Source organism: Mesorhizobium sp. WSM4816, from assembly GCF_055811535.1.
This window is the reverse complement of record NZ_JBVVQR010000003.1, coordinates 340,663-360,657: the sequence shown is the minus strand read 5'-3', so window position 1 is coordinate 360,657 and position 19,995 is coordinate 340,663. Positions and strand designations below refer to the sequence as shown.

The window sequence follows — 19,995 nt, the reverse complement described above, 5'->3', positions numbered from 1 at the left end:
AAAATCCCAACAGCGCGGCGGCTCAGGATAAAATGCTGATCTGCAGCGATCCTTGGCGCCCCCCTCTGTCCTGCCGGACATCTCCCCCACGAGGGGGGAGATCGGCAGCTTGGCCGCTCCGCTCAATCCTGCAAATTAGACAATTGCGAAAGCGGTGGTGACAGCCGATCTCCCCCCAAGTGGGGGAGATGTCCGGCAGGACAGAGGGGGGCGCTGTCCCGCCGGCATCAAACGTTTTGCACCGTCGTGACGCTCTAATGTCACGGAATGGATCCCAGGGTCTGCGCCGCGTTCGCTTCGCTCCTTGCTTCGCCCTGGGATGACGAAGTGTGTCAAGGCTCTACCCGACAAACGCCCGCTCGACGACGAAGCTTGCCGGATGATGCAGCGAGCCTTCCTCGAAGCCGAGGCTTTCGGCCAGTTCCTTGACATCCCTGAGCATGTGCATCGAGCCGCAGATCATGATGCGGTCGGTTTCGGGGTCGAGCTTGTCGATGCCGAGATCGGTAAAAAATTTTCCCGAGCCGATCAGCGCGGTGATGCGGCCCATGCGCTCGGAGGGTTCGCGCGTCGTCGAATTGTAGAGCGTGACGCGGCCGCCGGTCAGCTCGCCGATCAGCGGGTCGTTCTCCAGCTCTGCAACCAGCTCCTGGCCGTAGGTCAGTTCGGCATTGTCGCGGCAGGTGTGGGTCAGCACGACCTGCTCGAATTTCTCAAAAGTGTCGGGGTCGCGCAGCAGGCTGGCGAAGGGCGCGATGCCGGTGCCGGTCGAGATCATGAACAGGCGCTTGGCCGGGGTCAGCGCGTCGACCACTAGCGTGCCGGTCGATTTTTGCCGCATGATGACGGTGTCGCCGATCTCGATCTTTTGCAGCTCAGAGGTCAGCGGGCCGTCCGGCACCTTGATCGAGAAGAATTCCAGCTCGTCATCCCAGGCCGGGCTGGCGATCGAATAGGCGCGGAACACCGGCTTTTCGGCGTTGGGCAGGCCGATCATGACGAACTCGCCGGAACGGAAGCGCAGCGACTGCGGGCGGGTGATGCGGAACGAAAACAGCCGGTCGGTATAGTGCTTCACCGAGACGACGGTCTCGGCATAGACATTGGCCGGTATCGGGAACTGCAGCGGCCGGGCGCCTGCGGTGTTGAGCGCGGATGTGGTGTTCATCAAACCTAACCTTCTGGCCTAACCTTCTGGCCAACCCGAGGGCGCTGACGCCAAACTTTCTGCTGCGCGCCCGAACCGATCAGGTTCCGGCGTGCCGTTTGCACACTGCCAAGCGGTAAGCTCTTGTGTCCGGAATTTATTAGTATACAAATGATATTTGCGTCAAGACGCCAGGCTGAAACACCTTTCCAAACTGAGACATATCTGTAGTCCTGACATTTCGGGTTTCGACAATGGAAGAGAATTTTTCGGCGCAGACGCTGGATTCCTCGGGCAGCGTCGTCGCCGGCATCGATGTCGGCGGAACCTTTACCGACCTGCTTCTGATCGACGGGCGTCACGGCGGCAAGGTGCATATCGCCAAGACCCCGACCACTGTCGACAACCAGGCTTTTGGGGTCGTTTCGGCGCTCGACGCCACCGGTTTTCCCATCCGCGGCATCGACCTCATCGTGCACGGCACGACCACCACCACCAACGCAGTGCTCGAGCGCCGGCTCGCCAAGACGGGCATGATCACCACGCGCGGTTTTCGCGACGTCATCGAGCTTGGCCGGCGGACGCGGCCGCAGGCCTATGGCATGACCGGCAGCTTCGTCCCGATCATTCCGCGCAATCTGCGGCTTGAAGTGTCGGAGCGCGTCGAAGCCTCGGGCGCGGTGCGCATCCATCTCGACGAAGCCGAGATGCGCGACGCGGTTTCACAATTGCTCGCGGCCGGCTGCGAATCCCTCGTCATCCATTTCCTGCATTCCTACGCCAATCCGGCGCATGAGCGGCGCGCCGCCGAGATCGCCGCCGCGCTTTGGCCGAACAGCTACATCACGACGGGCCATGCACTGCTGTCGGAAGCGCGTGAATTCGAGCGCGGCGTCACCGCTTCGGTCAACGCCTCGGTGCAGCCGATCCTCGAGCGCTATGTCGAGCGGCTGCGCAAGGAATTGGGGTCGAAAGGCTACGCCCGCGACTTCCTGATCATGAACGGCAATGGCGGCATGATCTCGGCCCGCTTCGTCACCCGTGAATCGGCCAAGACCGTGATGTCCGGCCCGGCCTCCGGCGTCATCGCCGCCGCCTATACCGGAAAACGCGCCGGCTTCGAAAACCTGGTCACCTACGACATGGGCGGCACCTCGACCGACGTGGCGCTGATCCGCAATGCCGAACCGGCGGTGTCGAACGAGATCGAGATCGAATATGCGATGCCGATCCATGTGCCGATGGTGGCGGTGCACACGGTCGGCGCCGGCGGCGGCTCGATCGCCCGCGTCGATGCGGCCGGCCTGATCCAGATCGGCCCGGAAAGCGCCGGCGCCAATCCCGGCCCGATCTGCTATGGGCGCTGCGGCGTTGAACCGACCATCACCGACGCCAATCTGGTGCTTGGCCGGCTGGCGCCGAAAAAACTGCTCGCCGTGGAAAACCCGGTCACATCAGAACACGTCACCGGCATTTTTGAGGACAGGATCGGCCGCCCCACCGGCCTGTCCGGCGTCGAGGCGGCGGGCGCGGTGCTGCGGCTCGGCAACATCAAGATGGCCGGCGCCATCCGCATGGTCTCGGTGTCGCGCGGCCACGACCCGCGCGATTTCGCGCTGTTCGCCTTCGGCGGCGCCGGGCCGCTGCATGCGACAGCTTTGGCGCGCGAACTCGGCCTGCCAAAAGTCTTGGTGCCGGCGCGGCCGGGCATCACCAATGCGCTCGGCTGCGTCGTCGCCGATCTCAGGCACGATTTCGTCAACACGGTCAACCAGCCGGTGGCCGGTCTCGATGAAATGCGGCTTCACGCGATATTGGAACGGCACCGAAACGAAGGCGAGGAACTAATCGGCAAAGAGGCGATAAAGCCGGAGACGATCCGCGTCACCCATTCCGCCGACATGCAGTTCGTCGGCCAGACCCACATCATCAACGTGCCGCTGCCGTCGTCCGCGGTGACGCGTGAAACACTGCAGCAGCTGTTCGAAAAGGCCTATTTCGCCCGCTTCAAGGTCGAGCTGCCGGAAATCCGCGCCAATCTGGTCAACCTCAACACCTCGGTCACCGGCGTGCGGCCGGCGATCGATCTTTCGCGATTGATCGACCCGGCTGGCCGCGCCAGAACGCTCGATGAGGCGCGCCGCGAAATCCGGCCGGTCTGGTATGGCGGGCGCTGGCACGACACGCCGGTCTACGTCAGGGAAAAGCTGCCGCTCGACGCTGTCATCGCAGGTCCGGCGATCCTCGAACAGATGGACGCCACCACCGTGCTCGAGCCTGGCGACCGGGCGCGCTCGGACGCCGACGGCAACATCATCATAGAGGTGGGGCAGTTATGATAAGGCTTTCATCGAAGAGGACCCCTACCCCTAACCCCTCCCCACAAGGGGGAGGAGGATTTGGTCGAGCCACCAGTTCCTGGCTTCGACACGCAGCGATTTGCTGCTTTGAGCGCCAACGAGAGTCCCCCTCCCCCTTGTGGGGAGGGGTTAGGGGTGGGGGTCCGCGCGGATGATCACTCTCGACACTATTACGCTTTCGGTCATCCAGGCGGCGCTGCAGCAGGTCTGCGACGAGATGGACCTGACGTTTTCGCGCGCCGCCTTCTCGCCGGTCATCGCCGAGGCCAACGACCGCTCCGACGGCATCTATTCGGCGGTCGACGGCTCGCTGATCGCACAGGGCAGCCAGGGCCTGCCGGTGTTCGTCGGCGTCATGCAGTATTCGACCAGAACGGTGATCGAAATGATCGCCGAGGGACGCTGCCTGCCGCCCGAGCCAGGCGACATCTACATCGTCAACGACCCCTATCTCGGCGGCACCCATCTGATGGATGTGCGCTTCGCCATGCCGGTCTACCGCGATGGCAAGATTTTTTGCTGGCTGTCGAACACCGGCCACTGGCCCGATATCGGCGGTTCGGTGCCGGGCGGTTTTTCGGCCTCGGCAACGGCGGTCGAGCAGGAAGGCCTGCGGCTGCCGCCGGTAAAACTGTTCAAGCAGGGCGTGCTCGACCGCGAGATCTACGCCATCATCTGCTCCAACATCCGGGTTGCCGACCAGCGCATCGGCGATATCCGCGCGCAAGCGGCGGCACTGCTGATCGGCCAGGACCGGCTCACCGGAATCCTGGATCGTTACGGTGACGAAACGGTCGTCGAGGCGATCGCCGAACTGCGCCGCCGGGCCGCCGAACAGATGCGCGCCAACATAGCGGCCATTCCCGATGGCATCTATCGCTCCAAAGCCTTTGTCGATTCCGACGGGGTGGTCAACCAGCCACTGACCATTGCGCTGGCTGTCGAGAAACAAGGCGACACGCTCAGCTTCGATTTTTCGGGCTCGTCAAAACCCTGCGCCGGGCCGATGAACAGCGTGCTGGCGACCACCTTGTCGTCGGTCTATCTCGCCATGCGCCACATTTTCCCCGACGTGCCGATCAGCGCCGGCGCCTTCGAGCCGCTGATCGTCAAGCGGCCGGAAGGCACTTTCCTCGACGCAAAATATCCGCGCCCGGTGTCGGGCTGCGCGGCCGAGGTGTCGCAGCGCATCGCCGAAGCGGTGTTCGCGGCGATGGTGCAGGCGCTGCCGGACAAGGTGACGGCGGCGCCGGCCGGCTCCAGCGGCAATTTCGCGCTCGGCGGCAACGATCCGGCCCGCGGCCGCGACTACGTCATGTACCAGATCTCCGGCGGCGGCTATGGCGGCAATGCCGGTCACGACGGCCTCACCAATGGCTGCTCGACCATTGGCATTTCAAAATCGCCGCCGGTCGAGATCATGGAGCAGGCGTTTCCGGTGCTCTATCGCCACTATGCCCTGCGCGAGGGCTCGGGCGGCCCCGGCAGGCATCGCGGCGGTTTCGGCCTCGCCTATGAGGTCGAAATCCTGCGCGGCGACGCCCGCGCCTCCTTCGTCATGGACCACGGTCGTTTCGGCCCGCAGGGCGCGCTCGGCGGCAGGGACGGCGCGGTCAACACGGTGACCGTTTTTCGCGACGGCCAGCAGCATGTGCCGCCGCACCTCTCCAAGGAGCAGGACATCGCGTTGAAGGCTGGCGACCGCGTGCGCGTCGGCACGCCGGGCGGCGGCGGCTATGGCGATCCCCTGCAGCGCGATCCGGAATTGGTGCTGCGGGATGTGGCCCTGGGCTATTATACGCCCGAACAGGCCAGCGAGAAATTTGGCGTCGCTCTTTCCGCGGACGGGTCGGCGATCGACCTGGCCGCCACCGAGCGGGCACGAGCCGCCGGCTGACCGACGAAGCCTCCAATCGGCCTTGCCGCGCCGTGATCGCCGCAGGGCATGTCGTTTCCGTCTCCGCCGCGCCCACAAAACCCCGTAGACTCAGGCCCATCAAGGGAGATCTGGATCATGCGCCTTTTCGGTCGTTTCTTGGCTGCCGCGTCCGTCGCCCTGGCGCTCGCCACCGGCGCTGCCTCTGCCCAGGACAAGAAACTCAGGCTTGGTACCGAGGGTGCCTATCCGCCTTTCAACTATGCCAATGCCGACGGCACGCTGGGCGGCTTCGACATCGATCTCGGCAAGGCGCTGTGCGCCGAGATGAAGGCCGAATGCGAATTCACAGTGCAGGATTTCGACGGCTCGATCCCGGCGCTGCAGGCCGGCAAGTTCGACGCCATCATCAACATCACCATCACGCCGGAACGCGCCGAGAAGGTCGACTTCACCAAAAAATACTACCAGACGCCGCCGGCCATCGCGGTGCCGAAGGAATCGACCGTGTCAGGCACCTCGCCCGAGGACCTGAAAGGCAAGGCGCTTGGCGTGCAGAGCGCGACGATCCACCAGAATTTCGCCGAGCAGAAATACGCAGGCTCGACCATAAAACCGTATCCGACCGGCGACGACGCCCGCACCGACATGGTCAATGGCCGCCTCGACGCGGTGATGGACGGCTCTGACCGAATGGCTGAAAAAACCCGAGGGCGCCTGCTGCAAGCTGCTCGGCACCCTGGCCCCAGACCCGGCCATCCATGGCCCCGGCGTTGGCATCGCGCTGCAGAAGGGCAACAAGGAACTGGCCGAAAAACTCGACGCGGCGATCGACGCCCTGCGCGCAAACGGCAAATACAAGGAAATCAACGACAAGTATTTTGCCTTCGACGTCTACGGCGAGTAGCGAGTCCCGGGCAATCGCCTCAGGTTTGCGCTGCCCCTCATCCGCCTGCCGGCACCTTCTCCCCGTATAGTGACGGGGAGAAGGGGATTTCCTGCACCGCTGCCGATTGGCGAAATCCTCGGTGACGGCGCCCTTCTCCCCGTCACTATACGGGGAGAAGTGCCCGGCAGGGCGATGAGGGGCAGCGCCAACATCGACAATTGGTGAATGCCCGAACGGCGCTCCCCCTTCTACAGCAGCATCGTCGGGCCGGCCCTCACTTTCCCGCTTGACTGACCCGCCGTACCGAATACGCTATTGGGGAAAATACCGGCTCCGACCGCCGGGCGGCAAAAATGCCTCGTATGCCTCGCCTTCCGCGGCGGCGGCTGCGGGGCATTGTTATTTTGGGGATTTGCTTGGGACGGCGCATTGAAATCGGCATCCTTTACTCGCGGTCTGGCAACTACCGCCTGCTGTCCGAATCCTGCCGTTCCGGTGCGATGACGGCCATCGCCGACATCAATGCCGATCCCGCCATCCCGATCGAATTCGTTCCGGTCGAGCGCGACCCGCAAGGCAACATCGATGGCTACGCGACGGGATGCGCCGACATTCTCGCCAACAGCGGCGCGCGCCACATCATTGGCTGCATCACCTCATGGAGCCGCAAGGAGGTCATCCCGATCCTCGAGCGCGCGGGCGGTACGCTCTGGTACGCCTGCCCCTATGAGGGCTTCGAAGCGAACGAGCATGTTGTCTACATGCATGCTTGCCCGAACCAGCATCTCGTTCCGCTGCTGGCCCATGTCGTGCCGCGCTTCGGCGCCAACGGTTTTCTGCTCGGCTCGAACTACATCTGGGGCTGGGAGACCAACCGTGTCGCCCGCGACCTGATCGCCGACGCCGGCGGCAAGGTTTTGGGCGAGCGCTATCTGCCGCTCGGCGAGGTCGATGTCTCCAGGCTGGTCGCCGAGATCCAGGCCACCCGGCCGGATTTCGTCCTGAACAACCTGATCGGCTCCTCGTCCTATGCCTTCATCGCGGCCTATGCCGAGCTCGCCGAACGCGACCCGCATTTCAGGCCGGAGCGCTGCCCGATCCTGTCCTGCAATCTCACCGAATGTGAGTTGCCGGCGCTTAACGGGGCGGGCAATGGCCACCTTTCCGTCGGGCCATACTTTCACGACATCTCGGCAGCGGATCGCCAGGGCGATTCGGCGCCCTCCGTCATGCCTGCCTCGTCCTTCGAGGCGGCCGCCTATGCCTCGGTGCGGACGCTGGCCGAAATTCTCGCCCGCAATCCCGGCGCACAATGGCCCGACCTTCCCCAGGCCTTTGCCGGAACCTCGTTTCGAACCCCGCTCGGCGACATCTCCATCGATCCGCAAACCCAGCACGCCACCTTGCCGGTGCAGATCGGGCGCATCGAGGGCACCGCGTTCAAGACTGTGATGGTGACCAAGAGTGTCGCGCCCGATCCCTATCTGTCCCGCTATGACCGCACCGAGACATTCGGCCGCCCACGCCTGAGGGTGGTCTCGTGAGCAAGGTCCCGCGCATCCCGAACCTCGGCGGCGCCAGGGCCTTTGTCCTGCATCGTCCGCATCCGACGGTACAGGCGATCACGCGGCAATTGTCGGCCATCGGCCTCGAGACGGTCGGCTGCTGGCCGGAACTGCCGGCCGAGGCGCTGGCGGCGGATTTCGTCTTCTTCGATGCGGATCTCGGCTTCGACGAACAATTCCCCTGGGCGCCGGGTGAGGCGCCGATGCCGCTGGTCGCGCTGATCGGCTCCGAAGCGCCGGGCCGCATCGAGTGGGCGCTGTCGCACAAGGCCGACGCCCAGTTGCTGAAGCCGGTCGGCAATGCCGGCGTCTACAGCGCCCTGTTGATTGCACGGCAGAGTTTCGAGGCGCGCAAGCTTTTGGCAAGTGAGATATCGTCGCTTCGCCTGCGCGTCGCAGAGCGCCAGACCATCGTGCGCGCGGTGGAGGCCTTGTCGAAAGGCGCCGAGGACGGCCGCGCCTATGCGCAGCTCCGGTCGCTGGCGATGAGTTGGCAGATCAGCGTCGAGGAGGCCGCGCGCAGGATCGTGGCAATGACGGAAGAAGGCGGCGATGACCAGTCCCATCGCGCCTGACCTTCCGGCAACCGGGCGCATGCCGGCCAGGCCGCGCGCCGGCGTCTGGCGGCGCCTGGTCAAGCGTCCCCTGGCATTGATCGGCCTGGTGATCGTTGCCGTCGTCCTGGCCGGCGCCGTCCTGGCGCCGTGGCTGACCGGCTACGATCCGAACGAGCAGATGTTCGACGGGCTGACGCTTGAAGGCGCGCCCTTGCCGCCGAATGCCAGCTTCTGGCTGGGCACGGATCTGCTCGGCCGCGATCTGCTGACCCGCATCCTTTTCGGCGCACGCACCTCGCTGATCATCGGCATCGTCGCCAACGGCGTGGCGCTTCTGATCGGCACGCTGGTTGGCGTCACCGCGGGCTATTTCCGCGGCTGGATCGGTGGCGCGCTGATGCGCTTCACCGATCTGATGATGGCCTTTCCGGCGCTGCTGCTCGCCATCTGCCTGGCGGCGGTGCTCCAGCCGAGCCTGTGGATCGTTGCCATGGTGATCGCTCTGGTGAACTGGGTGCAGACCGCGCGGGTCATCTACACCGAGACCAGCTCGCTCGCCGAGCGCGAGTTCATCGACGCCGAGCGTACGATCGGGGCCAGCGCGCCCCGCATCCTGTTTCGCCATATCCTGCCGCATCTGCTGCCGACGATCATCGTCTGGGGCACGCTCGGCATCTCGACCACGGTGCTGCTCGAAGCAACGCTCAGCTATCTCGGCATCGGCGTGCAGCCGCCGACCGCATCCTGGGGCAACATCATTTTCGAGAACCAGACATATTTCCAGGCAGCGCCCTGGCTGGTCTTCTTTCCGGGTGCGGCGATCCTGGCGCTGGCCCTGGCCTTCAACCTGATCGGCGATGCGCTGCGCGACATCCTCGATCCGACGCAAAGGGGCCGGGCATGATCGCCTATCTCGGCCGCCGCGTTATCCAGTCCGTGCTCATCCTGCTCGGCGTCTCATTGATCACCTTTGCACTCCTCTACCTGCTGCCCGCCGACCCCGTCCGCCAGATCGCCGGCCGCAGTGCCACGCCCGAAACGGTCCAGAACATCCGCCGGCAGCTCGGCCTCGATCAGCCCTTCTTCATCCAGTACTGGCACTATCTGATCAGCCTGCTCAGCGGCGATCTCGGCCGCTCCTACATCCAGCGTTCAGAGGTCACGGAGCTCATCGTCTCGCGGCTGCCGGCAAGCCTGCTTTTGATGGTCGGCGCCATCCTTTGCGAGCTGGCGATCGGCCTGACGATGGGCCTTGTTGCCGCCGTCAGGCGCGGCACCGCCACCGACCAGACGCTGATGGTCGCGTCCTTTGTCGGCGTCTCGGCGCCACAGTTCGTCGTCGGCCTGCTGCTCCTTTACGTATTCGCCGTGCAGCTCGGCTGGTTTCCGATCGGCGGCTACGGCACCTGGCGCCATCTGGTGCTGCCGTCCCTGACCATGGGAATACTCGGCGCCGGCTGGTACGCCCGCATGATGCGCTCGTCGATGATCGACGTGCTGCGCCAGGATTATATGCGGACCGCCCGCGCCAAGGGCCTTGCGCGCGGCGCCATCATCTTCCGCCATGCACTGCCCAACGCCATCCTGCCGGTCATCGCCATGATCGGCATCGACGTCGGCATCTTCATGGGCGGCATCGTGGTGGTCGAAAGCGTGTTCGGCTGGCCGGGCATCGGCCAGCTTGCCTGGCAGGCCATCCAGCGCGTCGACATTCCGATCATCATGGGCGTCACCCTGGTTTCGGCCTTCGCCATCGTGCTTGGCAATCTCCTGGCAGACACCGTCGCACCGTTCATCGACCCGCGCATCAAGCTCAGATGAAAACCAAAAAAAGACCGGTAACCACCAGAGAAAGGGAACATGATATGAAGAAATTCTTGACCTCCACCGTTGCGGTATCGGCGCTCGCGCTGATGCTCGGCATGACAAGCGCCCGCGCCGAACACGCCGTCGATTCGAACGCCAAGCCGGGCGGCGCGATCACCATCACCTACAAGGACGACGTCGCCACGCTCGATCCGGCCATCGGCTATGACTGGCAGAACTGGTCGATGATCAAGACCCTGTTCGACGGGCTGATGGACTACGAGCCGGGCACCACCAATCTGCGGCCCGACCTCGCCGAGAGCTACGAGATTGCGCCCGACGGCAAGACCTTCACCTTCAAGCTGCGCCAGGGGGTGAAGTTCCACAATGGCCGCGAGATGACCGCCGACGACGTGAAATATTCGCTCGACCGCGTCACCAATCCGAAGACGCAGAGCCCGGGCGCCGGCTTCTTCGGCTCGATCAAGGGCCATGAGGATGTCGCTGCCGGCAAGGCGGAAAGCTTGTCGGGCGTCACCGTCGTCGACCCCTACACCATCAAGTTCGAACTGACCCGGCCCGACGCCACCTTCCTGCATGTCATGGCCATCAACTTCTCGCATGTCGTGCCGAAGGAGGAGGTCGAGAAATACGGCGCGGATTTTGGCAAGCATCCGGTCGGCACCGGGGCTTTCAAGTTCGCCGAATGGACGCTCGGCCAGCGCGTCGTCTTCGAGCGCAACCCGGATTACTGGCACAAGGGCCTGCCGCATCTCGACAAGGTCACCTTCGAGATCGGGCAGGAGCCGATCGTCGCGCTGCTGCGGCTGCAGAAGGGCGAGGTCGACGTGCTCGGCGACGTTATTCCGCCGGCCAAGTTCCAGGAGGTGATGGCCGATCCCGAGCAGAAGGCCCGTGTCGTCGAGGGCGGCCAGTTGCACACCGGCTACATCACCATGAACACCACCATGGCGCCTTTCGACAATGTGAAGGTGCGGCAAGCGGTCAACATGGCGATCAACAAGGACCGTATCGTCCAGCTGATCAACAACCGCGGGGTGCCGGCCAACCAGCCGCTGCCGCCGTCGATGCCCGGCTACGACAAGGAATTCAAGGGCTATCCCTATGACGTGGCCAAGGCCAAGGCTTTGCTTGCAGAGGCCGGTCATCCCGATGGTTTCGACACCCAGCTGTTCGCCATGAACACCGATCCCAACCCGCGCATTGCCCAGGCGATCCAGCAGGACCTGGCGGCAGTCGGCATCAAGGCCAGCATCCAGTCGCTGGCGCAAGCCAACGTCATCGCCGCCGGCGGCGACAAGGCCGGCGCGCCGATGATCTGGTCCGGCGGCATGGCCTGGATCGCCGATTTCCCCGATCCGTCGAATTTCTACGGGCCGATCCTCAGCTGCGCCGGCGCGGTTCCGGGCGGCTGGAACTGGTCGTGGTACTGCAACAAGGATCTCGACGCCAAGGCGGCGGAGGCTGACTCGATCGTCGATCCGGCCAAATCAGGCGAACGTGCCAGGATGTGGAGCGCGATCTACGGCAAGATCATGGAAGACGCGCCCTGGGTGCCGGTCTTCAACGAGCAGCGCTTCACCATGAAATCGCCCCGGATGGGCGGCGCCGACAATCTCTATGTCGATCCTGTCCATATCCCGATCAACTACGACAATGTGTATGTGACCGATGTGCAATAACTGCGACTACACCATCCACGGGCGCCATCACCATTTCGGCTGGGACAATTCCTTTGTCCCGACTGAGCGGGTGGCGCCCGGTTCGACCATCGAGTTTCAGTGCCTCGATTCGTCGGGTGGCCAGCTTCAGGCCGACAGCACCGTTGCCGACGTCGCTTTGCTCGACTTCGCCAAGGTGAACCCCGTCACCGGGCCCATCTATGTCGACGGGGCTGAGCCGGGCGACGCGCTGAAGATCACAATTGAGATGTTCAAGCCGTCCGGCTTCGGCTGGACGGCGAACATTCCGGGGTTCGGGCTGCTCGCCGACGATTTTCCGGAGCCGGCGCTGAACATCTGGACATACGACGCCGCCTCGCTCGAGCCGGCGCTGTTCGGCAAGCATGCCCGCGTGCCGCTGAAACCCTTTGCCGGCACCATCGGCAACGCGCCGGCTGAAATCGGCCTCCACTCGGTGGTGCCGCCAAGGCGCGTCGGCGGCAATCTCGACATCCGCGATCTCGCGGCCGGCACCACGCTCTATCTGCCGGTGGAGGTGGCCGGTGCGCTGTTTTCGGTCGGCGACACGCATGCCGCGCAGGGAGACGGCGAAGTGTGCGGCACGGCGATCGAAAGCCCGATGGATGTCGTGCTCAAGCTCGACCTGGTTAAAAATGCACGGCTGAAGACGCCGCGCTTCACCACGCCGGGTCCGGTGACGCGCCATCTCGATGCCAAGGGCTATGAGGTGACGACCGGCATCGGACCGGACCTGATGACGGGCGCCAGGGAAGCGGTCTCGCAGATGATCGACCTGCTTGCCGGCCGCTACGCAATGGACCCGGTCGAGGCCTATATGCTGGTTTCGGTCTGCGGCGATCTCCGGATCAGCGAGATCGTCGATATGCCGAACTGGGTGGTATCGTTCTACTTCCCGCGCTGCGTGTTTGAATGAACGCTGCGTTCCGTCACACCCCCCTCTGGTCTGCCGACCATCTCCCCCGCAAGGGGGGAGATCGGATGTCACGACGGATTTCGCCAATCTTCAACGGCGAAGAATGGCCGCGGGGGCGAAACTGCCAATCTCCCCCCTTGCGGGGGAGATGTCCGGCAGGACAGAGGGGGGTGCGACGGAATAAATCCCTCGCAGGGCTGCGCCTGCAATGACCAGCGAAACAAAACCCATCCTCGATATCGCCAACCTCTCCGTCAGCGTGCGCGGCGAGGACGGCGAACGGGAAGTCGTGTCGGACCTGTCGCTGACGCTCAAGCGCGGCGAGACGCTTTGCATTGCCGGCGAATCCGGTTCCGGCAAATCGATGACCGCACTGGCGATCATGCAGTTGCTGCCGCAGCCTGCCGCACGAATTTCCTCTGGCATGATCCAGCTTGGCGAAATCGACCTCGCGACACTCGATGAGCGTCGGATGCGCCGTATTCGCGGCGACCGCATCGCGATGATTTTCCAGGAGCCGATGACATCGCTCAATCCGGTGCTGTCGATCGGCCGGCAGCTGGTCGAGTCGATCGAGGCCCATACCGGCCTGTCACGCGCCGAGGCGCGCCGGCGCGCCATGGAGGCGCTGAAGGCCGTCCGCATCTCGGAAGCCGAAAGCCGGCTAAAACAGTTTCCGCACGAACTGTCCGGCGGTATGCGCCAGCGCGTGATGATCGCCATGGCGCTGGCGCTGAAACCGGATGTGCTGATCGCCGACGAGCCGACGACGGCGCTCGACGTCACCGTTCAAGGCGAGGTGCTGGAACTGTTGCGCGATCTGCAGCGCGAACACGGCACCAGCGTCATCCTCATCACCCACGACATGGGCGTGGTTGCCGAAATGGCCGATCGCGTCGTCATCATGCGGCACGGCCGCATGGTCGAGCAGGGAACAGCCGCCGATATTTTTGCCCGCCCGCAAGCCGACTACACGCGCGAGCTGCTCGCTGCCGTGCCGCGCATTGGTACCGGCGTCGGCCGCCAAAAATCCGCCGAACAAAAATCCGTCGAAGCGGAAATGCCCGGAAGCGTGGCGGTGGTCAACGATCTGCATGTCCGCTTCGACCTGCGCGGTGGCTTCTTCGGCCAAGTGAACCGCCGTGTCCACGCCGTCGAAGGCATCAGCTTTTCGATCGCGCCGCGCGAGACGCTGGCGCTGGTCGGCGAATCCGGCTGCGGCAAGTCGACCACCGCCAAGGCGCTGGCCGGGCTTGTGCCCTTCCACGGCGATATCGTCATCGGCGGGCGCAATCTCGCCGGCCTTGGCCGTGACCAGCGCAAGGCGGTTCGCCGCGACGTGCAGATGATTTTCCAGGATCCCTATGCCTCGCTTGACCCGCGCATGCGCGTCGGCGACCTCGTTGCCGAGCCGCTGTTGATCCATGGCATCGCTTCGAAGGAAGAGCGCAGCCAGCTTGTGGCGGCGCTGTTCGAACGCGTCGGCCTCTCGGCCGATCAGATGGAGCTCTATCCGCACGAATTCTCGGGCGGCCAGCGTCAGCGCATCTGCATCGCGCGCGCTCTCGCGCTCAGGCCCAAACTCATCATCGCCGACGAAAGCGTTTCGGCGCTCGACGTGTCGGTCCAGGCCCGGGTTCTCGACCTGCTGAAGGAACTGCAGCGCGAATTCGGCATCGCCTATCTGTTCATCTCGCACGATATGGCGGTGGTCGAGAATATTTCCGATCGTGTCGCCGTCATGTATCTCGGCCAGATCGTCGAAATGGGCACCCGCGACCAGGTCTTTTCGAACCCGCGCCACCCCTACACCAAGCGCTTGATCGAGGCCGTGCCGGTGCCCGATCCGGCAAGACGCCGGCCGCGTTTCGCGCGTCTCGATCAGGAGATTCCGAGCCCGACCCGAAAAATCGGCGAAGAGCCGCCGAAACTGGCCCTGAGGGATCTTGGCAACGGTCATCTCGTTGCGGTTTCCTGACGTGCGCAACTGTCGGCATTCTTGCGACGCTCAGAGCCAGCGCCGCACGCGTCGCCTGTAGTCGAGATACGCACTGCCGAACCGCCGCTCGAGATAGGCCTCCTCACGGGCGACGACGCCGTAGCGGACCAGGATTGCAAGCGGCAGCGTGAGGACAAGGATCCAGATATTCTGCGCGGCCACGCCGATGCCGCCATAGATGAGGAACATGCCGAGGTAGATCGGATTGCGCGTCCAGTCGTGGATACCGGTCGTCACCAGCACGCGCGTCGGCTCATTCGTCGGCACCGGCGTCTCCTCGCGCATGAAGTTGCGAATGCCCGCGGCGAAAAGCGCAAAACCGATCAGGATCAGCGAGCCGCCGATGATCCAGCTAACTAGCCCCGGACCGGGGAACGGCAAACGCAGCAGGCGATCCAGCACGAAGCCGATCAGCAAAGCAGCGAGAAAGAGCAGCGGCGGTCTCGCGATGACACCTGCGGTTCCGCTGTCGGTTTGCCCAGCCGGGTCCATTGCCATGTCTGCTCCCGCTGATGCCGGGGCTACGAAGCCCATAGCCGCCTAGAAACGACAACTAAGGTGTCATTCTAAAAGTTGACAACGGAGGTGTCAATCGCAGAGATTGGCCCGTACAAAAGGAACTGAAGCGATGGCGTCGGCACAACACGGGACTGACCGAACGACGGGGGCGGACCCCAACGTTGACGGCAAGGCCGAGGCGATCGCCGAGCTGATGCTCGAAGTGGCCCAGTGCTTCTTCAGGATACGGGCTCTTGGCCAGAAGACAGGGCTCATCACCAGTTGGGGCGGCGGTGCGTTCGGCTTCATGCGAAGCCTGGCGCTGCTCGGCCCGCTCACCGTGCCGCAGATCGCCCAGATGCGGCCCACCAGCCGTCAGCGCATGCAGCGGCTGGCGGATGAGCTTGCGGCCGAGGGGCTGGTCGAATTCATCGACAATCCAAAACACCGGCGCTCGAAGCTTGTGCAGCTGACGCGCAAAGGCGCCGCGCGCTACGGTGAGCTGAACGCCCAGCTCCTGGCGATCGCCTCGACCATGGGCGTCGCTCTCGACGAAGCCGATATCCGCAAGACCGCCGCGATCGTGCGGCACCTGAGCGACGATGTGAAAGTGCGGTCGGAGCAGCTGTCGTAGCGCTGGCGCAAGGCTGCGGCACCATTGATGGGAATCCTGCTTGAGCCTCCCCGATCGCGTGCCGTTTCAGTCTGGATGCGCTTGGCTGTCGCCGCTTCCGTCGGCCCCGCCGGCGAACATTTTGCCAGCCGGAACCTCTGCGGAGCTGAGGCGTTCGAACCGCAGGAGCTGAGAGCTGCACCTGCAATTTGCAAAGAGTACTGCAATGGCTCAGAAATCAAAGATAACGACAGGCACGAACGACCGGCCGCGCAACGAAACCATAGGCCAATCCGGCGAAGGCCTGCCTGACGACAGCAGCACGTCGCTTGAAGTCGACGAGGCCGCGGTCGGCCGGTTGAGAAAGCAACTGCAAGGCAAACCCGAGCAATTTGGCGAAGGTCAAGCCAATCCCGACGAAGTCCCGGCTGGCATTCCTGGCATCGGCGAGAATTTCTGTCGCCGCTGCGCCGGGACAGGCATGATCGACGGCCGCACCTGCCCCGATTGCGGCGGAACCGGAAAGGTGACGACGCCGATCGGCGGCGGCTGAGGCGGTCAGGGGGAGCGATCGCGCGGCAACCTCGATCACTGAAGCGCCAAGGGGCCGATGGCAATTGCGCGGATCAGATCGCCGGCACCCACTTCCAGAACACGCCCTCCATCCGTTCGGGGTAGTATTTGAACTCGCATTCGAAGCGCCATCCGTAAGCCTTGGCGGCCGCCAGCGCTTCCTTGCTGACCGGGTTCATGCCCGTTCCCGGCGCGAACCAGTCTTCCAGCAAGTCGTCGGGAACATAGGCGCCGATCCTCAAAGGCAGCTTTTCGAGGACGACATCCATTTCCTTCGGTACGGACACGGCGGCGCTCCCTTCAGGTCTACCTACGGAAAAGTCATTCGCGGCCGATTGGGTTCCAACCTATCGCTGAGTTCGAAGGTGACGTGGGCGGGATCGTCCCGGAACCCCGGTGCTTAATTTCGGTCAGGCCCGTTCGGCCAATATAGCTCCCATTCCTCCGGCAGAGGCGGTCGCGAAGGCCCGGTCGCCGCACCCTGCGGCGACCCATACCAGGCATCTCAATTCAGCTTGAGTCTGTCATCTATCGGTGCCTTATCACTCCACCTGCTCTGCCTGCTGAATTGAAGATGCGTCGACGATCTTCGGCAGATTTTCAGCTAAGGCCAGCACAGTGGATGCGGCACCTCTAGCCGCCATACGACGAAAGTCGTCCATGAACTCCCCTATGCCATTATCTCCGGAGCTGTCGGTCCGATGCATGCTGCGAAGCGCATGCTCGCAGCCTAACAAAAGAATGCGCATTCCGAGGATGTACTTCTCGGTAATGACGTTGCGGGCAACACCGTCCTTCGCCGCTATTCGGTATTTGATATGATAGACGTTGTCATAGTTGATCTTGTAAACGCTCTCCTTCCCGAGATCCTGAATCAGGCCACCGTCGGTATCGGAGAAGTCATCCGGCCATTCTTCGGTCTGATAGCCGGACAGTTCTCGCCCGTCCTTGGTCAAGAGAATGACGGCCGGCAATCCGTGGGTCGGGGCATCTTCCCCATCGCCTGCTTTCTTATCCCCAGCACTGACATCGGGCTTCGGCTTTGGCTTCGGCTTTACTTTTTTCTCATCGTCTTCGTCGACCACGGCAACTACCCGCACGGTCACCTCTTCCGATACAACGGCCTGCGGCATTGCTTCGTCCTGTAACGCGATCCGAAATGTGAATGTGTCGTCGACATCAACATCCTCCTTGTCCGGAGAAAGGTAGAGAGTCAGTCGACCGTCCTTCAGATGCTCGCGTACGCCGAACTTCTTCCGAATCTCTTCGTCAAGGATCACTCGGCCGGGATTGTCTGGTCTCTGCAGATAATCGTTGTCCGCGTCCGTTCTGGCTCCCAGCGGCCGGCTGCGGCCAAGCGGAATTTCGACAGCGTTCTTCGCAACGCGTTCCTCCAACCGGATAAAGGTCGGGCTGTAGGATCCCTTGAACTCCTCGGCTGTTCCGCTCTCTTTTCCGCCAGCCTTGGACCCTCCGGAAGCAGGCAGCTTGATCGAAGGATCGCGGCTCGACAGCAAGCCGGCGAGACTGGGATCTCGGTCGACAAGCTTCTGGAACAGCGAATTGCCCTCTGTCTTCGCCGCGCGCTCCAGCTCCTCGGCGGCGATCTTGGCTTGTAGATCCTTCAGTGCCTGTGACTCTTTTATCGTCTTGGTGACCTCTTCGACGTAGCGCTCGCCATCGAGCGTGTTGCTAAGGTGTTCCCGATCGCCCTTCCACACCTCGTTGTGTGCCGCGAATGTCAGATTGCTGGCATCAACGATAACGACGATGCGGTCCTTTAAGGCAGGAAATCCGCATGTGGTGGAGAGATAGCCGCGTGTCTGCTTGAACTGGACCTGTCCGTTGACGGCATGGAAGACACGATTGTTGGAGTTGTTCGGCTTGAGCCACCCTGGGATGTCGCGCTTCAACGGTATCGCGCTGATGCTCACTTCGCCGAGATTCGGGTGCGAAAACTTGCCGACAAACACCCTGTCTTCGCCCGAGGCTTCGTCTTCGCCTTCCAGGCCCTCTTCCTTGTGGGAATTGAGGAGCAGGAATTCCATCCCGTAAAAAGGGCGTGGGTCTACCCCCAATGCGCGGTCCGGACCGCGCTTCGGGTCCGGCTTCTGCCTGAGATCAAGGATGCGGAATGGAAGGATGGTCTCGACCAAGTTCTCGTTAAGCGCATCGCGCGAACCGCGGAAGCTGAGAAACCGGGACCCGACCTGGTAGTCGTAGAGCTTCACGATCGTGCCCGCATTCAAATGCATGCGGTCGTAGCGCTTCTTCTCGATCGTATGGTAGGGAAACAGCTCCTCGGCATCGAACCTGGCGATCTTGCCGCCCGGCATGACGAAATACTCCGCCACAGGCATGCGATCGCCGTCGGTCGGGCGGCGACGCATGATAGTCCATCCCCACGGACCCGACTTATCGTAACGGCGGGACACGATGAGCTTGAACCAGCGACGGCCGCAATAGCGAAGCACGCCGGACGAGCCCATGTTGAACTTGCCCTGGACGAAGTTGATAGATTTCTTGTTGCCGGCGCTCAGCGACAGGAAAGTGGTCTCAAAATCGTCCGGGTGCTGGCCTTCACCGTTGTCGGCGAATGAATAACAAGGCAAGCCTTCCGCCTTGGACTTCGCACCTGTGATACCGATCGCGAGATTGCTCTGGGCGAACTTCTTGAGCCATGGATCGTTGGGCCCGAGGTTCACCAGCTTTCCGCCGTGCATCTTATGAACGAGTCGGTCGACCGCTTGATACATGGTGGCGGGGGCTTTTTTGCCTTTCGGATCGATGCCCTTGAGGTAGGCGTGTTTCAGGAGCACGGCATCGACCATATTAGTCATCAGTTCGGTCAGTGCCTTCCCGCCGTCCGATGCCTGGTTGGAAGTAACGTTGAAGTTGGTCTCGCGGCCGTCAAGAGGCTTCCAGTTTTTGGAGTCCTGCATCTCCGGGACTGAAGCAAGAATTTTTTCGACTTCGAGTTCGGACTCGGCAGCCAGAAGTGACAGACATACTTTTTTGGAATCCATGACTTATCCCCTATTCCAACGTGAACTTGGTCGCCCCATTTCTCTTTCCGGAGAGCTCAAACCGTTTCCGACAAACGCTGATCTCTTCGTTCAGAGCCTTAAAAATCTTCGTAATATCCTCATCGGTGTAGTCATAATTCGATCGATTTGCGAGATTTCCGATAAGCTGGATGTCCTTTAGTGCCTTGGTAACGCGGGTGGATGCCAGCCTTACAAATTTTGCCCTGTCTTCTTCGCGTACCACATTCGCTCTCCACGCCGATAGAGGTCGTACATATGACAAATGTACAACCGTGAAAAGCGGTATGTTGCATTGCAAGGTAGGTGGTGCACCCCGAGTAACGCCTTTGGATGACCGACTACGCGTTAAATGATTGTGACTCCAACGAAATTTCTTGCGCAGCCATTGACTGCATCCCGACGATGAGTATGATTGAATATATTCACGG

General features: G+C 62.8%; 16 protein-coding genes and 1 pseudogene. 12 read left to right on the top strand and 5 right to left on the bottom strand.

The features are described from left to right. Positions 1-340: 340 nt before the first annotated feature. Complete coding sequence (locus AC0L3H_RS06030; RefSeq protein WP_473507998.1) at positions 341-1,168, bottom strand: ferredoxin--NADP reductase; 828 nt, start codon at positions 1,166-1,168, stop codon at positions 341-343. 233 nt (positions 1,169-1,401) lie between these two features. Here AC0L3H_RS06030 and AC0L3H_RS06025 point away from each other — a divergent pair, with 233 nt between their 5' ends. The 10 genes and pseudogenes from AC0L3H_RS06025 to AC0L3H_RS05980 all read left to right on the top strand — a co-directional run bounded on the left by AC0L3H_RS06025 (position 1,402) and on the right by AC0L3H_RS05980 (position 14,815). Continuing rightward, positions 1,402-3,486, top strand: coding sequence for a hydantoinase/oxoprolinase family protein (locus tag AC0L3H_RS06025; RefSeq protein WP_473584817.1), 2,085 nt, complete (start codon positions 1,402-1,404; stop codon positions 3,484-3,486). Between the two features lie 172 nt (positions 3,487-3,658). Further along, positions 3,659-5,404: a hydantoinase B/oxoprolinase family protein gene (locus AC0L3H_RS06020; RefSeq protein WP_473584816.1), complete on the top strand. Its 1,746-nt coding sequence runs from the start codon at positions 3,659-3,661 to the stop codon at positions 5,402-5,404. A 117-nt stretch (positions 5,405-5,521) separates the two neighbouring features. Beyond that, a pseudogene (locus tag AC0L3H_RS06015) lies at positions 5,522-6,290 on the top strand (transporter substrate-binding domain-containing protein). A 398-nt stretch (positions 6,291-6,688) separates the two neighbouring features. Continuing rightward, entirely contained in the window at positions 6,689-7,816 is a 1,128-nt protein-coding gene (locus tag AC0L3H_RS06010) for a transporter substrate-binding protein (RefSeq protein ID WP_473584815.1), read from the top strand. After that, complete coding sequence (locus AC0L3H_RS06005; RefSeq protein WP_065009964.1) at positions 7,813-8,412, top strand: ANTAR domain-containing response regulator; 600 nt, start codon at positions 7,813-7,815, stop codon at positions 8,410-8,412. The genes AC0L3H_RS06010 and AC0L3H_RS06005 overlap by 4 nt, the downstream gene beginning before the upstream one ends. After that, positions 8,390-9,298: an ABC transporter permease gene (locus tag AC0L3H_RS06000; RefSeq protein WP_128170086.1), complete on the top strand. Its 909-nt coding sequence runs from the start codon at positions 8,390-8,392 to the stop codon at positions 9,296-9,298. The genes AC0L3H_RS06005 and AC0L3H_RS06000 overlap by 23 nt, the downstream gene beginning before the upstream one ends. Continuing rightward, complete coding sequence (locus AC0L3H_RS05995; RefSeq protein ID WP_473584814.1) at positions 9,295-10,215, top strand: ABC transporter permease; 921 nt, start codon at positions 9,295-9,297, stop codon at positions 10,213-10,215. The genes AC0L3H_RS06000 and AC0L3H_RS05995 overlap by 4 nt, the downstream gene beginning before the upstream one ends. Positions 10,216-10,307: 92 nt before the next feature. Continuing rightward, entirely contained in the window at positions 10,308-11,903 is a 1,596-nt protein-coding gene (locus AC0L3H_RS05990; protein WP_473584865.1) for an ABC transporter substrate-binding protein, read from the top strand. Beyond that, a complete protein-coding gene (locus AC0L3H_RS05985; RefSeq protein ID WP_473584813.1) occupies positions 11,893-12,837 on the top strand; it encodes an acetamidase/formamidase family protein in 945 nt (314 codons plus the stop codon). The genes AC0L3H_RS05990 and AC0L3H_RS05985 overlap by 11 nt, the downstream gene beginning before the upstream one ends. A 208-nt stretch (positions 12,838-13,045) precedes the next feature. Continuing rightward, positions 13,046-14,815, top strand: coding sequence for an ABC transporter ATP-binding protein (locus AC0L3H_RS05980; RefSeq protein WP_473584812.1), 1,770 nt, complete (start codon positions 13,046-13,048; stop codon positions 14,813-14,815). Positions 14,816-14,845: 30 nt separating this feature from the next. Here the strand turns inward: AC0L3H_RS05980 and AC0L3H_RS05975 are convergent, their stop codons facing one another. Then, entirely contained in the window at positions 14,846-15,334 is a 489-nt protein-coding gene (locus AC0L3H_RS05975) for a methyltransferase family protein (protein WP_473584811.1), read from the bottom strand. 130 nt (positions 15,335-15,464) lie between these two features. Between AC0L3H_RS05975 and AC0L3H_RS05970 the strand changes: the two genes are divergently transcribed. Further along, positions 15,465-15,968 (top strand): MarR family winged helix-turn-helix transcriptional regulator, encoded by a 504-nt coding sequence (locus tag AC0L3H_RS05970; protein ID WP_473584810.1) that lies wholly within the window; start codon positions 15,465-15,467, stop codon positions 15,966-15,968. Positions 15,969-16,173: 205 nt separating this feature from the next. Next, the gene (locus tag AC0L3H_RS05965) at positions 16,174-16,500 is read left to right on the top strand and encodes a hypothetical protein (RefSeq protein WP_473584809.1); all 327 of its coding nucleotides are present in this window, start codon (positions 16,174-16,176) and stop codon (positions 16,498-16,500) included. Between the two features lie 73 nt (positions 16,501-16,573). On the opposite strand, the gene AC0L3H_RS05960 is transcribed toward AC0L3H_RS05965, so the two are convergent. From AC0L3H_RS05960 to AC0L3H_RS05950, 3 genes are all read right to left on the bottom strand, one after another. Next, positions 16,574-16,807, bottom strand: a complete 234-nt coding sequence (locus AC0L3H_RS05960; protein ID WP_473584808.1) for a hypothetical protein — start codon at positions 16,805-16,807, stop codon at positions 16,574-16,576. A 255-nt stretch (positions 16,808-17,062) separates the two neighbouring features. After that, a complete protein-coding gene (locus tag AC0L3H_RS05955) occupies positions 17,063-19,546 on the bottom strand; it encodes a hypothetical protein (RefSeq protein WP_473584807.1) in 2,484 nt (827 codons plus the stop codon). Between the two features lie 10 nt (positions 19,547-19,556). Further along, positions 19,557-19,790, bottom strand: coding sequence for a hypothetical protein (locus AC0L3H_RS05950; RefSeq protein WP_473584806.1), 234 nt, complete (start codon positions 19,788-19,790; stop codon positions 19,557-19,559). Positions 19,791-19,995: the final 205 nt, after the last annotated feature.

Bases quoted from the DNA above. Each gene is read 5' to 3' on its own strand.
- AC0L3H_RS05995 (WP_473584814.1), top strand. From the start codon at position 9,295: ATGATCGCCTATCTCGGCCGCCGCGTTATCCAGTCCGTGCTCATCCTG.
- AC0L3H_RS05980 (WP_473584812.1), top strand. From the start codon at position 13,046: ATGACCAGCGAAACAAAACCCATCCTCGATATCGCCAACCTCTCCGTC.
- AC0L3H_RS05990 (WP_473584865.1), top strand. From the start codon at position 10,308: ATGCTCGGCATGACAAGCGCCCGCGCCGAACACGCCGTCGATTCGAAC.
- AC0L3H_RS06030 (WP_473507998.1), bottom strand. From the start codon at position 1,168: ATGAACACCACATCCGCGCTCAACACCGCAGGCGCCCGGCCGCTGCAG.
- AC0L3H_RS06020 (WP_473584816.1), top strand. From the start codon at position 3,659: ATGATCACTCTCGACACTATTACGCTTTCGGTCATCCAGGCGGCGCTG.
- AC0L3H_RS05985 (WP_473584813.1), top strand. From the start codon at position 11,893: ATGTGCAATAACTGCGACTACACCATCCACGGGCGCCATCACCATTTC.
- AC0L3H_RS05975 (WP_473584811.1), bottom strand. From the start codon at position 15,334: ATGGCAATGGACCCGGCTGGGCAAACCGACAGCGGAACCGCAGGTGTC.
- AC0L3H_RS06000 (WP_128170086.1), top strand. From the start codon at position 8,390: ATGACCAGTCCCATCGCGCCTGACCTTCCGGCAACCGGGCGCATGCCG.
- AC0L3H_RS05955 (WP_473584807.1), bottom strand. From the start codon at position 19,546: ATGGATTCCAAAAAAGTATGTCTGTCACTTCTGGCTGCCGAGTCCGAA.
- AC0L3H_RS05965 (WP_473584809.1), top strand. From the start codon at position 16,174: ATGGCTCAGAAATCAAAGATAACGACAGGCACGAACGACCGGCCGCGC.
- AC0L3H_RS06025 (WP_473584817.1), top strand. From the start codon at position 1,402: ATGGAAGAGAATTTTTCGGCGCAGACGCTGGATTCCTCGGGCAGCGTC.
- AC0L3H_RS05970 (WP_473584810.1), top strand. From the start codon at position 15,465: ATGGCGTCGGCACAACACGGGACTGACCGAACGACGGGGGCGGACCCC.